The 11994-nt window shown below is 60.9% G+C and carries 12 protein-coding genes; 7 read left to right on the top strand and 5 right to left on the bottom strand.

Annotated features, from left to right (window positions below):
- Nucleotides 1-117: 117 nt before the first annotated feature.
- Nucleotides 118-549 carry a helix-turn-helix domain-containing protein gene (locus ND528_RS01820; protein WP_130909566.1) on the bottom strand — a complete coding sequence of 144 codons (432 nt, stop codon included), beginning with the start codon at nucleotides 547-549 and terminating at the stop codon, nucleotides 118-120.
- 247 nt (nucleotides 550-796) lie between these two features.
- Here ND528_RS01820 and ND528_RS01815 point away from each other — a divergent pair, with 247 nt between their 5' ends.
- The 6 genes from ND528_RS01815 to ycaC all read left to right on the top strand — a co-directional run bounded on the left by ND528_RS01815 (nucleotide 797) and on the right by ycaC (nucleotide 7390).
- Nucleotides 797-1768, top strand: coding sequence for an MBL fold metallo-hydrolase (locus ND528_RS01815; RefSeq protein WP_408005023.1), 972 nt, complete (start codon nucleotides 797-799; stop codon nucleotides 1766-1768).
- A gap of 54 nt (nucleotides 1769-1822) precedes the next feature.
- Nucleotides 1823-2746, top strand: a complete 924-nt coding sequence (locus ND528_RS01810; RefSeq protein WP_212615841.1) for a LysR family transcriptional regulator — start codon at nucleotides 1823-1825, stop codon at nucleotides 2744-2746.
- Between the two features lie 1040 nt (nucleotides 2747-3786).
- Nucleotides 3787-4200, top strand: a complete 414-nt coding sequence (locus tag ND528_RS01800; protein ID WP_024012430.1) for a DoxX family protein — start codon at nucleotides 3787-3789, stop codon at nucleotides 4198-4200.
- Nucleotides 4193-4819: an antibiotic biosynthesis monooxygenase gene (locus ND528_RS01795; protein ID WP_263469454.1), complete on the top strand. Its 627-nt coding sequence runs from the start codon at nucleotides 4193-4195 to the stop codon at nucleotides 4817-4819. Before ND528_RS01800 ends, ND528_RS01795 begins: the two co-directional genes overlap by 8 nt.
- Before the next feature lie 40 nt (nucleotides 4820-4859).
- Nucleotides 4860-6698 carry an amidohydrolase gene (locus ND528_RS01790; protein ID WP_042609477.1) on the top strand — a complete coding sequence of 613 codons (1839 nt, stop codon included), beginning with the start codon at nucleotides 4860-4862 and terminating at the stop codon, nucleotides 6696-6698.
- Between the two features lie 68 nt (nucleotides 6699-6766).
- Nucleotides 6767-7390, top strand: coding sequence for an isochorismate family cysteine hydrolase YcaC (ycaC, locus tag ND528_RS01785; protein WP_016774080.1), 624 nt, complete (start codon nucleotides 6767-6769; stop codon nucleotides 7388-7390).
- Between the two features lie 208 nt (nucleotides 7391-7598).
- On the opposite strand, the gene ND528_RS01780 is transcribed toward ycaC, so the two are convergent.
- Complete coding sequence (locus ND528_RS01780; RefSeq protein ID WP_137216064.1) at nucleotides 7599-9026, bottom strand: mechanosensitive ion channel family protein; 1428 nt, start codon at nucleotides 9024-9026, stop codon at nucleotides 7599-7601.
- A gap of 108 nt (nucleotides 9027-9134) precedes the next feature.
- Nucleotides 9135-10154, bottom strand: a complete 1020-nt coding sequence (locus ND528_RS01775; RefSeq protein ID WP_263469453.1) for an alpha/beta hydrolase — start codon at nucleotides 10152-10154, stop codon at nucleotides 9135-9137.
- A gap of 233 nt (nucleotides 10155-10387) precedes the next feature.
- Here ND528_RS01775 and ND528_RS01770 point away from each other — a divergent pair, with 233 nt between their 5' ends.
- The gene (locus ND528_RS01770; protein ID WP_263469452.1) at nucleotides 10388-11287 is read left to right on the top strand and encodes a LysR family transcriptional regulator; all 900 of its coding nucleotides are present in this window, start codon (nucleotides 10388-10390) and stop codon (nucleotides 11285-11287) included.
- A 72-nt stretch (nucleotides 11288-11359) separates the two neighbouring features.
- Here the strand turns inward: ND528_RS01770 and ND528_RS01765 are convergent, their stop codons facing one another.
- Together ND528_RS01765 and relB are read right to left on the bottom strand one after the other, a co-directional pair.
- Nucleotides 11360-11629, bottom strand: a complete 270-nt coding sequence (locus ND528_RS01765; protein ID WP_082228561.1) for a type II toxin-antitoxin system RelE/ParE family toxin — start codon at nucleotides 11627-11629, stop codon at nucleotides 11360-11362.
- Nucleotides 11619-11810 (bottom strand): type II toxin-antitoxin system RelB family antitoxin, encoded by a 192-nt coding sequence (gene relB, locus ND528_RS01760; protein ID WP_038862015.1) that lies wholly within the window; start codon nucleotides 11808-11810, stop codon nucleotides 11619-11621. Before relB ends, ND528_RS01765 begins: the two co-directional genes overlap by 11 nt.
- Nucleotides 11811-11994: the final 184 nt, after the last annotated feature.

The following is an 11994-nucleotide window of genomic DNA, read 5'->3' as shown; positions in this document are numbered from 1 at the left end:
AATGCGGCGGACAGGGCGAACCAGTGCCTGGCGCATGCGCAGGCCGTCTGATCCGGGGTGTCCGGGCATAATCCTCAGGTTTTGGCATCAGTGCAACGGGTGGCGTAACGGCAGCAGTCACAACAGCGCAGGCTGCACTGCGTTGTTTTTCAGTTTGCCCATGACTCGACAGCGCCAGGCGAAAGGGTTGATGCCCTCGCTGCGGGTGAACATGTGGCAGAAGTGCGCCTGATCGCAGAAGCCGCATTCCAGGCTGATCTGCGTCAGGCTGAGGTCGGTGTGCTGGATCAGCAACTTGGCCCGGGCCAGACGCTGGGCGCGAATCCAGTCCTGTGGCGACAGGCCGGTGCTGCATTTGAATGCACGTGAGAAGTGACTGCGTGACAGTGAGCAGGCACGGGCCAGCTCAGCCACTTCGAGACTTTCGCCCAAGCGCTCGAGGATCAACTGTTTGATCTGGCGTTCGCGCTGTGGACTGAGTCCGCCAGTCGCGTTTTTCCGCGGTTCGCAAGCAGGGGCGAGGGCGACGGTTTGCTGTAGATAAGCCATGGCCAAGGTCCGTGTCGGTGGGGAATACACGGTCGGCGCATTCCCTCAGGTCAAAAAAGCAACGCTGCGCAGAGGGCTTCATTGTTGGGTGAGGGCGTGAGGCTGACGAGTTAATCGTTGTTAATTTCATCGCAAAGGCTGGAACTCAGCACATCCTTGCAAGTCAGCGCCCGGCGCTTTGCGCGACGATGTCGACAAAGCGCGGCCGCCGTTGGCCAGGTTCAGGGGGAATGCAATGAAAGGCATGATGAAAGCAGCAACGACTGTGGCGGTCATGCTGGCAATGTCCGGCGCGATGGCGCAGGCACCGCAGGTGGGCACTCAGGCGCCGGGTTATTTCCGCTTGGCGGTGGGCGATTACGAAGTCACCGCGTTGTTCGACGGTTACAACGATCTGTCGCCGAAGTTGTTGCAGGGCATGAGCCAGAGTCAGATTCGCGCGCTGCTCGCACGGCGTTCGATTGAAACCCCGGGCGTGCAGACGGCGTTCAATGCCTTTCTGGTCAACACTGGCAAACAACTGATTTTGGTCGACACGGGCGCAGGACAGTGCATCGGCGCCACCGCAGGCCAACTCTCGGCCAACATGCAGGCCGCCGGTTACAAGCCTGAGCAGGTCGACACAATTTTGCTGACCCACCTGCACCTCGATCACGTCTGCGGTCTGGTCGATGCCGAAAAGAAACCGGTGTTCGCCAACGCCACCGTGTTTGCAGCCAAAGCCGAGGCCGACTACTGGCTCGATCCGGCAGCACTGGCCAAAGCTCCGGCGGGAGCCAAAGAGTTTTTCAAAATTGCCCAGGATTCGACGGCGCCCTACGTTGCCGCTGGCCGCTTCAAGACGTTTGCCGCCGGGCAGTCGCCATTGCCGGGACTGGTCGAAGCAACCCTCGAAGCCGGGCACACCCCGGGCAGCACCACTTACCGCTTCACGTCGCAGCAGCAGAGCATCGTGTTCATGGGCGATCTGGTGCACAACCTCGCGGTGCAGTTCTTGCACCCGGAAGTCTCGATCGGTTTCGACGTCAACAGTCAGCAAGCGATCGCCAGTCGGCAGGCAGTGTTCAGTGCTGCGGCAGCGAGCAAGACCTGGGTGACGGCAGCGCATCTGCCGTTCCCGGGCATCGGCCACATCGCCGCCGAGGGCAAGCATTTCCAGTGGGTGCCGGTGGAGTACGGCCCTTACAAACGCGCGGCGAAAGTGCCGTTGATCGAGTAAAGTGCCCAGCGCCAGTGGCATAAAGCGTCTGACACCGATAAGGAAACCACGCCCATGAACCGTAACGATCTGCGCCGCGTCGACATGAACCTGCTGGTGATTTTCGAAGCGTTGATGTTCGAAAAGAACCTGACCCGCGTTGCCGAAAAACTGTTCATGGGCCAGCCAGCGGTCAGTGCTGCGCTGGGGCGCTTGCGTGATCTGTTCGACGATCCGTTGCTGCTGCGCAACGGTCGCGGTATGGAACCGACGGCGCGGGCGCTGGCGATCCTCAAGGAATTGCAACCGGCAATGGACGTGATTTCCGGCGCAGTCAGCCGCGCCAAGGAATTCGAACCGGCGAGCAGTTGCGATGTGTTTCGCATCGGACTGTCGGACGACGCCGAGTTCGGTCTGTTTCCGCCGCTGTTGCGCCAGCTTCAGCAGGAGGCACCGGGGATAGTCGTGGTGGTGCGCCGGGCTAATTACTTGTTGATGCCGGCGTTGTTGGCTTCGGGGGAAATCTCCGTGGGCGTCAGCTACACCACCGATCTGCCGGCCAATGCCAAGCGCAAGAAGCTGCGTGACATTCCCTGCAAAGTGCTGCGCGGCGACGACCGTCCGGGGCCACTGACGCTGGACGAATATTGCGCGCGTCCGCATGCGATGGTGTCGTTCTCCGGTGACCTGAGCGGCAATATCGATCTGGATCTGGCCAAGATCGGCCGCTGCCGCCGAGTCGTCCTCGGTGTGCCGCAGTTCAGCGGCTTGCGCGCCTTGCTCGCCGGAACCGACATGATCGCCACCGTGCCGGATTACGCTGCCTGTGCCTTGGTCGAAGGCTGTGCGCTGCGCGCCGAAGATCCCCCTTTCCCGATCGATGCGGCGCAGTTGTCGATGGCGTGGAGCGGGGTGCACGACAACGACCCGGCAGAGAAATGGCTGCGCTCGCGCATTAGCCAGTTCATGGCGGCGCCGCTGGATATTCCAGCGCTTTAACCGCCCTCGATTACGCAAGCAGTTTTCGTGTGGGAGCGAGCCTGCTCGCGAATGCGGTGTGTCAGTGAGTGTGGATGTGACTGACCTGACGCCTTCGCGAGCAGGCTCGCTCCCACACTGTTTTTGTGGCGGTCTGCAAATGGAGCGCACGCCGCTAACCCCTGTGGGAGCGAGCTTGCTCGCGAAAGCGGTGTGCCAGTCAACGTGGATGTGACTGAGCTGACGCCTTCGCGAGCAGGCTCGCTCCCACTTTGTTTTTGTGGCGGTCTGCATATTGAGCGCACGCCGCCAATCCCTGTGGGAGCGAGCCTGCTCGCGAATACGGTGTGTCAGTGAGTGTGGATGTGACTGACCCGACGCCTTCGCGAGCAGGCTCGCTCCCACGTTGTTTTTGTGGCGGTCTACACATTGAGCGCACGCCGCCAATCCCTGTGGGAGTGAGCCTGCTCGCGAATGCGGTGTGTCAGTCAACATGGATGTGACTGACCCGACGCCTTCGCGAGCTGGCTCACTCCCACACTGTGTTTGTGGCGGTCTGCATATTGAGCGCACGCCGCCAATCCCTGTGGGAGCGAGCCTGCTCGCGAATGCGGTGTGTCAGTCAACGTGGATGTGACTGAGCTGACGCCTTCGCGAGCAGGCTCGCTCCCACTTTGTTTTTGTGGTGGTCTGCAAATTGAATGCACGCCGCCAAACCCTGTGGGAGCGAGCTTGCTCGCGAATGCGGTGTGTCAGTTAGTGTGGATGTGACTGACCCGACGCCTTCGCGAGCAAGCTCGCTTCCACACTGTTTTTGTGGCGGTCTGCATATTGAGCGCACGCCGCCAATCCCTGTGGGAGCGAGCCTGCTCGCGAATGCGGTGTGTCAGTGAGTGTGGATGTGACTGACCCGACGCCATCGCGAGCAGGCTCGCTCCCACAATGTTTTGTGCCTGACTGCAGACCGTCGGCGGTCTGAAAAGCAACTAAGCACACCCATCCAATTTCTTCCGCCCCGGCCTTGGCATGATTCCCGTCAATGACATTCAAAGGGTCGGGTCATGATTGCTACGAGGGATGAACAGGCGCGCGACATCGGGTTGCTGTTCCTGCGGGTCAGCGGCGGGTTGTTTCTGTTGTGGGTGCACGGCTTGCCCAAGCTGCTGGACTTCACCGCGCAGCTGCAACTGATCGAAGACCCGTTCCACCTCGGCGCCCACCTGACGCTGATCCTGGCGATCTTCGCCGAAGTCCTCTGCCCGTTGCTGATCGTCGCCGGTGTGCTGGCGCGTTTGGCCTGCCTGCCTATTCTCTTTGTACTGCTCGTGGCGCTGCTGGTCGTGCACCCGCAATGGAGTGTGGCCGAAGGGCAGTTCGGCTGGTTGCTGTTGATTCTTTTCACCACCGTATTGATCGCCGGGCCCGGACGGCTGGCGATTCCTGTTCGTTTGCCCGGAGTGCTGCGTTATGCCTGAAGTCCTCAATTCACAAGCACCGGGGGCCGATGAGACCGTCACGTTGATCATCAAACACTCGGTCAAGGCCGGTTTCGAATCGGCGTATGAAGCATGGCTGCGCAACATCGTGCGCGTTGCCGGGCAGCGCGAGGGGCATTTGGGTGTGGACGTGGTGCGCGGCAAGCGCGGGCGTCTGGATTTTTACACGTGCGTATTGCGCTTCAGCTCCACCGAAGCGATGCAGGGCTGGCTGGAATCCTCCGAGCGTCAGGCGCTGGTGGCTGAAGCCGCACCGATGCTGGCCGACGGCGATCAGACCGAAGTCGCGCCGGTCAATGAATTCTGGTTCACACCGCTGGCCGAAGCCGGCTCGCCACCGCCGCGCTGGAAGCAGGCGGTCGTCACGCTGTTGGTGATTCTGCCGCACACCCTGCTGGTGCCGCTGATCTGGGGCCCGTTGCTGGCGCTGCATCCGCTTCTGTCCAACTACGTGGTCGCCACGTTCCTGATCACCCTGACCATCGTCCTTTCTGTGGTCTACGTGGTGATGCCGCCGGTCACCCGTTTGTTCACCCCGTGGCTGGAAGCCAGTCAGGCCCATGAACACCTCGATTCCCAAGAAACCTCGCTGCGTTGAGCGGGGTTTGCTTCTTTTCACTTTTGCTTGAGGAACTGCGATGAGCGCCGATCTGATTTTATTCAATGGCCAGTTTCATACCGTAGACCGGGAAAAACCACTGGCCAGTGCGGTGGCGATCAAGGACGGCCGCTTCGTTGCCGTCGGTAACGATGCAGAGGCCATGGCTCTCAAAGGCAGCGCCACACAAGTGGTCGACATGAAGGGCCGCTGCGTCATCCCTGGCCTCAACGACTCGCACCTGCACCTGATTCGTGGCGGTTTGAACTACAACCTCGAACTGCGCTGGGAAGGTGTGCCATCGCTCGCCGACGCGCTGCGCATGCTCAAGGACCAGGCCGACCGCACGCCAACCCCGCAATGGGTGCGCGTGGTCGGTGGCTGGAACGAATTCCAGTTCGCCGAAAAACGCATGCCGACCCTGGAAGAAATCAACCAGGCCGCACCGGATACTCCGGTGTTCATCCTGCACCTCTACGACCGTGCGCTGCTCAACCGCGCTGCCCTGCGCGTGGCCGGCTACACCCGCGACACGCCGAACCCGCCGGGCGGCGAGATCGTGCGCGACAGCAACGGCAACCCGACCGGCATGCTGGTCGCGCGGCCGAACGCGATGATTCTCTACTCGACCCTGGCCAAAGGGCCGAAGCTGCCGCTGGAATATCAGGTCAACTCGACCCGCCAGTTCATGCGCGAACTCAATCGTCTCGGCCTGACCAGTGCGATCGACGCCGGCGGTGGTTTCCAGAACTATCCGGACGATTACCAAGTGATCGAACAACTGGCCAAAGACGACCAGTTGACCGTACGCATCGCCTACAACCTGTTCACCCAGAAGCCGAAAGAAGAACTGACCGATTTCCAGAACTGGACCGGCAGCGTCAAGCTGCATCAGGGCGACGATTACCTGCGCCACAACGGCGCCGGCGAAATGCTGGTGTTCTCGGCGGCGGACTTCGAAGACTTCCTCGAACCGCGTCCGGACCTGCCGCAGACCATGGAACAGGAACTGGAGCCGGTGGTGCGCCACCTCGTTGAGCAGCGCTGGCCGTTCCGTCTGCACGCCACGTACAACGAATCGATCAGCCGCATGCTCGACGTGTTCGAGAAGGTCAACCGCGACATTCCGTTCAACGGTCTGCCGTGGTTCTTCGACCACGCCGAAACCATCACTCCGCAAAACATCGAGCGCGTGAAAGCGCTGGGCGGCGGTATCGCGATTCAGGATCGCATGGCGTTCCAGGGTGAATACTTCGTCGATCGCTACGGCAAACAAGCCGCCGAAGCCACGCCACCGATCAAGCGCATGCTCGCTGAAGGCGTGCCGGTCGGCGCCGGCACCGATGCCACTCGCGTGTCCAGCTACAACCCGTGGACTTCGTTGTACTGGATGGTCAGCGGCCGCACCGTTGGCGGTCTGGCGTTGTACGAAGAAGGTTTGCCACGCAGCACTGCGCTGGAACTGTTCACCCACGGCAGCGCCTGGTTCTCTTCGGAGCAGGGCAAGAAGGGCCAGATCCGCGTCGGCCAACTGGCAGACCTCGCTGCACTGAGCGCGGACTTCTTCAGCGTTGAAGAAGAAGCGATCAAGTGGATCGAGTCGGTCATGACCGTGGTCGGCGGCAAGATTGTCTACGCCGCCGGCGACTTCGAAGACCTCGGCCCGCGCTCGATTCCGGTGCTGCCGGACTGGTCGCCGGTAGTCAAAGTCCCGGGCCACTGGCGCCCGAACTCGCCGTTGCAAGCGCAGGTTCACCAGTGCAGCGGGCCATGCGCCGTGCACACCCACAGCCATGAAAAAGCGCGGATGTCGAATGCGCCGGTCAGCGATTTCGCCGGTTTCTGGGGCGCGTTCGGCTGTTCCTGCTTCGCGTTCTGAGTTTGAAAAAAGTGCCGGTCATCAGGGCCGGCGCTTACCGCAACAACCATCCATCCAGGAGTTTTGCCATGAGCGTTCCTTACAAGCGTCTGAACAAAGATGATGCCGTCGTCCTGCTGGTCGACCACCAGACCGGTCTGATCTCGCTGGTGCAGGATTTCTCGCCGAACGAGTTCAAGAACAACGTGCTGGCGCTGGGCGACATCGCCAAGTTCTTCAAGCTGCCGACCATTCTGACCACCAGCTTCGACGCTGGCCCCAACGGCCCGATCGTGCCGGAACTGCTCGAGCAATTCCCCGACGCGCCGTTCATCCAGCGTCCAGGCCAGATCAACGCCTGGGACAACGAAGACTTCGTTAAAGCGATCAAGGCCACCGGCCGCAAGCAACTGATCATCGCCGGTGTAGTGACCGACGTTTGCGTAGCTTTCCCGACCCTGTCGGCGATCGCTGAAGGCTTCGAAGTGTTCGTCGTCACCGACTCGTCGGGCACCTTCAACACCACCGTGCAACAAGCGGCCTGGGCGCGGATGTCGGCCGCCGGTGCACACCTGATGAACTGGTTCGCAGTGGCCTGCGAGCTGCAGGGCGACTGGCGCAACGACATGGAAGGCCTGGCGCATCTGCTGTCCGAGCGTCTGCCTAACTATCGCAACCTGATCAACAGCTACACCAAGTTCACTGCCAAGTAATCTGGTCGAAAGTCAAAAGCCCCTCACCCTAGCCCTCTCCCGGAGGGAGAGGGGACTGACCGAGGGGCTTGTTCGGGATACGCCGACCTGCAATACCGAGCCGAGCTTCGGTCTTGAAAGGCCCGGAGATCGGCTCCCTTTCACCCTCGCCCCCCTTGAGGGAGAGGGTTGGGGTGAGGGGGAGGCTTTTGATCTTGAATTTGGCGCTTCAACGCTTCTGCAACCACCCCAGAAATCCACCTTTTTTCACCGCCACCGGTTTGGCCATCAACGCGAGGCGACTGTTCTGTTGACGCACCGCCTGCAACTTGTTCAAGGCCTGGCCGACTTCGCTGCGCTTGTCCATGCACTCACGGGTCAACTGTTTGTCGAGGCGATAGATGATGCTCGACGTCAGCGCCGTAAACGTCGCTTGCGACGGTGTATCGGCAAGAATGCTCTGCTCACCCATGACTTCGCTCGGCCCCATGCGCCCGGCCTCGGTCTGGCCATTGCCGTCCGGCACCGTCGCGCTGACCACGCCCGTGGCAATCACGAACAGGCTGTCCGGCACTTCCTCCAGATCCAGCACCACCTGACCGGCCGTGTACTGCTGCGCGACCATCGACTCAGCGAGGCGATCGCGTTCTTCACTGCTCAGCGAGCGGAAAATCTTCACTTCATCCAGCAACGCACGGGCACGGCTCGACGGTTCGATCACGCCGTCGGGATGCCGGGAAATACCCGCCGCTTCGAGATGGCGGTGGGCGAGGTCGAAAAGTTGATTGCGCACTTCGCTCTTCTTGCCCAGCTCAGCGATGAAACCGCTGGCGACATACTCGGACATGGTTTCGCCAGCCTCTTTGAGCACGGCTTTCGGCGCCGGGCTGAGCAACAGCGAGCTGCTGCCCTGCAAGGTGCGATCAAGGGCATCGAGTACCCGGCGCGGACGAATGTGATTGGGCACCTGGATGCTGATCGATACGCCGTGCATGTTGCTCGGCCGGCTGAGGTTGACGATCTTCGCCTTGGCCGCCACCGAGTTCGGCACCACAGCCATGGTGCCGGCGCTGGTCAGCAGGTGCGTGGCGCGCCAGTCGATATCGAAGACCTTGCCTTCGACGCCGTCGATCATCACCAGATCGTCCACCTGATACGGCTTGGTGGTGTTGAGGACGATGCCGGAAAACACATCGGCGAGAGTGCTTTGCAGCGCCAGACCGACCACGATGGCGACCACCCCGGAAGTGGCCAGCAGACCTTTGACCGGCAGCTCCAGCACGTAGCCGGCCGCCGCGACAATGGCGACCAGAAACACCAGCGCGCCGATGACGTCCTGCAGCAAGCGACCGCTGTGGCCGATGCGGCGCATCAGCGCCAGGCCGATCACTTCGGTCAGCACCCGTGCTGCGTACAACCACCAGAGAATCCCCAGCGCCGTCGCCCCCAGCTGCGCCACGCGATCATCGGCGAACAGCGGCGCCTGCAACGGGCTGACACCGGCGTTGATCACCAGCGCGCTGAATGCCAGAAACAGTGCCAGACGTACGCCGACTCGCGGTGCACGGTGGCTGAAGGGCGAGAAGTGCCAGAGTGCGGCGTCGAGCAGCAACAGCACAGTGCTCCAGGACAGCAGGTGGGCGTAGAAAAGAGTCATGACCGGTACTCCGCGACGCTGGTGAGAAAAAAGATCGCAGCCTGCGGCAGCTCCTACTTTGGAATGCGTTTTCCTGTAGGAGCCGCCGAAGGCTGCGATCTTTTGCGGTTAAGGCTGCAAATGAGTTTTCAGTTCTGCAGCCGCTTGACGCACCGCAGCTTTCACCTCGGGAATCTGGCTCAGCGGATTGAGCAGGCCGAAGTCATGAATCATCCCGTTGTAGCGCACCGAGGTCACCGGCACGCCAGCCGCATCCAAGTGCCGCGCATAACCTTCACCTTCATCACGCAGCACGTCGAACTCGGCGGTCTGCACCAGCGCAGCGGGCAGGCCCTTGAGCTGTTCGCTGCTGGCGTTGAGCGGCGAGGCATGGATCTGCGCACGCTCGGCCGGGTTGGTGGTGTAGTTGTCCCAGAACCACTGCATCATGCCCTTGGTGAGGAAATGGCCCTCGGCAAATTGCTGGTACGAACCGTCCTCGAACTGCGCATTGGTTACCGGCCACATCAACAGCTGGAAGCGCAGGGCAGGGGTTTTCTGCTCCTTGGCCATCAACGCCACGACCGCTGCCATGTTGCCGCCGACGCTGTTGCCGGCCACCGCCAGACGCTTGCCATCGACACCGATGTTCTTGCCGTGCTCGGCCACCCATTTCGTCGCGGCGTAAGCCTGATTGATCGCCGTCGGGTACTGCGCTTCCGGCGACGGCGTGTAATCGACATACACTGCAACGGCGCCCGAGCCGACTACCAGATCACGGATCAGGCGCTGGTGCGTCGGGAAGTCACCCAGCACCCAGCCGCCACCGTGGAAGAACATGAACACCGGCAACTCGCCCTTGACCTTGGCCGGGCGCACCACTTTCAGGTTGAGGGTCCGGCCATCGACCTTGATCGCCTTGTCGCTGACTTCCACACCGGACAGATCAACCTTCACAGAAGCTTGGGCACCGGTCAGCACCGCACGGGCGTCCTTCGGGCTCAGTTGCTCCAGCGGACGACCACCGCCAGCGGCGAGGGCATCGAGGAACGCTTGGGTGTTGTGTTCGACGCCAGGGCTGCCAGCGGCAAAAGCGCTGCTGACGGACAGGGCGAGGAGGGACGCGGCGAGGGTTTTCTTGATGCTCATGTTCAATTCCATTTTTGAGTATTTATACGTTCGTGTAGGAGCTGCCGAAGGCTGCGAACTTTTGATCCTGTTTTGCCATTTCCAGCGTCACTGCAGATCAAGATCAAAAGATCGCAGCCTGCGGCAGCTCCTACCTGTTCATGGTTGTTTTCAAACCGTGAGCACAGATTAATGGGCTGCTGAAAAGCGAAAAAGCGGCTATAAAGCGTTTAACTGTCCACCAGAGAGTGACAATGAACCCGTTCGAAGACATGCGTATTTTTTGCCAGGTCATGGACTCCGGCAGCTTCACCGCCGCGGCCGATCAGTTGGGGCTGTCCAAGCAGTTCGTCAGCCGCCGTTTGATGCAACTGGAAGAGCGACTTGGTGTGCGCTTGTTGAATCGCTCGACCCGCCGCCTCGACGTCACGCCGCTGGGGCAGAGCTATTACGAATCGGCGTTGCGTTTGCTCGGCGAGGTAGAGCAGGTCGAGCAGGGCATCGCCGGCGAAACCGCCGAGCCGCGCGGCACGATTCGCCTGAGCGCGCCGCTGTCGTTCGCGGTGGCGCATCTGGGTTGTCTGCTGCCGTTGTTCCTGCAGCGTTATCGCGAAGTCACCGTCGAGGTGGATCTGAGCGATCGCCCGGTCGACCTGCTCGGCGAGGGCTACGACCTGGCCCTGCGCATCGGCGTGCTGGAAGACTCGACACTGATCGCCCGGCGCATTGCCAGCATCGAACGGGTCTATTGCGCCAGCCCGGCCTACCTCGCCGAACGCGGCACACCACTCAAACCTGAAGACCTGCACAGCCATGACTGCCTGCCTTACGGCCACGGGCGCTCGGTGCAATGGCGCTTCAACGAAGCACCGGGCAAACCGCTGCTGATCAACGTCACCGGGCGCATGCGGGTGAACAACGGCGAACTGCTGCGGGACGCGGCGGTGCAGGGGATGGGGATCACCTATCTGCCGACCTTCATCGTCGGCGCGGCGCTGAAGGACGGGCGGCTGGTACCGGTGCTGGATGATTTACGTCCGGAGCCACTGACCTTGTCGGCGGTGTATCCGCAGCATCGCCAGGCTTCGCGGCCGGTGCAGGCACTGGTGGAGTTTTTGCGTGAGCGGCTTAACCAGAGTCATGTGGATCTTTGATAGTGGTGCCTACTGGGCAAACGGCGTGTTATCGATCGGGCGAACATCACACCGTTTTTTCCTGCGATGTCTTTATGGATATTCCTGTCGGGTATGCAAAACGCTAAGTATCTCGATTCGATCCGTCACCTCATAAATCACTACGTAGTTAGGATGTACAACGATTTCCCGGGTGCCGGGAGATCGACCTTTACGGTAGAGATGGGGATGAACGGAGAGTGAGGTTGTGGATTCTTCGATGGATTTCGAGAGACTCACTGCGGCTGCAAAGTTTCTCTCGCCAATGTATCTGAGGATGTTCGAAAGATCGGCCTTGGCTTCGGGCCGCCACTCAATCTGCATCGGCCTTTTTTCGCATGGATTCGATCAAGGCATGCATGTCCGCCATCACGTCCTCATGGGGGAGACTCGGATGGGGATCATCTCTGGACGCCTGCACCTTGGCTCGCAACCAGCGATCATGACTGGCAGCCTGCTCGTCGTTTTCAAACCCTGAATCGTCGGGAAAGATTTTGCCGTCCATTGTGCCTCCGGGATCAATGCCTGGCAGTCTATTCGGTGCAGGGATTGCTGTCGTCGTTGTCTGGATGAACTGCATCTGGGTCGAGCTCCATGAGTACTTGTAGTTCGACAAATCCTAGACTGAGCGCTTCCGACGGCCAACCGACGGAAGATGTAGGAAAACGGTTGGGGTATCCCGAGTTCCT

The sequence above is a fragment of the Pseudomonas mercuritolerans genome (genome assembly GCF_025706525.1).
GTDB lineage: Bacteria > Pseudomonadota > Gammaproteobacteria > Pseudomonadales > Pseudomonadaceae > Aquipseudomonas > Aquipseudomonas mercuritolerans.
The sequence above is the reverse complement of the archived record's forward strand: the minus strand, read 5'-3'. Positions and strand labels throughout refer to the sequence as shown.

Coding starts and splice junctions, on each gene's coding strand:
- ND528_RS01820 (WP_130909566.1), bottom strand. CDS start 549: ATGGCTTATCTACAGCAAACCGTCGCCCTCGCCCCTGCTTGCGAACCG.
- ND528_RS01815 (WP_408005023.1), top strand. CDS start 797: ATGAAAGCAGCAACGACTGTGGCGGTCATGCTGGCAATGTCCGGCGCG.
- ND528_RS01810 (WP_212615841.1), top strand. CDS start 1,823: ATGAACCGTAACGATCTGCGCCGCGTCGACATGAACCTGCTGGTGATT.
- ND528_RS01800 (WP_024012430.1), top strand. CDS start 3,787: ATGATTGCTACGAGGGATGAACAGGCGCGCGACATCGGGTTGCTGTTC.
- ND528_RS01795 (WP_263469454.1), top strand. CDS start 4,193: ATGCCTGAAGTCCTCAATTCACAAGCACCGGGGGCCGATGAGACCGTC.
- ND528_RS01790 (WP_042609477.1), top strand. CDS start 4,860: ATGAGCGCCGATCTGATTTTATTCAATGGCCAGTTTCATACCGTAGAC.
- ycaC (WP_016774080.1), top strand. CDS start 6,767: ATGAGCGTTCCTTACAAGCGTCTGAACAAAGATGATGCCGTCGTCCTG.
- ND528_RS01780 (WP_137216064.1), bottom strand. CDS start 9,026: ATGACTCTTTTCTACGCCCACCTGCTGTCCTGGAGCACTGTGCTGTTG.
- ND528_RS01775 (WP_263469453.1), bottom strand. CDS start 10,154: ATGAGCATCAAGAAAACCCTCGCCGCGTCCCTCCTCGCCCTGTCCGTC.
- ND528_RS01770 (WP_263469452.1), top strand. CDS start 10,388: ATGAACCCGTTCGAAGACATGCGTATTTTTTGCCAGGTCATGGACTCC.
- ND528_RS01765 (WP_082228561.1), bottom strand. CDS start 11,629: ATGCAGATTGAGTGGCGGCCCGAAGCCAAGGCCGATCTTTCGAACATC.
- relB (WP_038862015.1), bottom strand. CDS start 11,810: ATGGACGGCAAAATCTTTCCCGACGATTCAGGGTTTGAAAACGACGAG.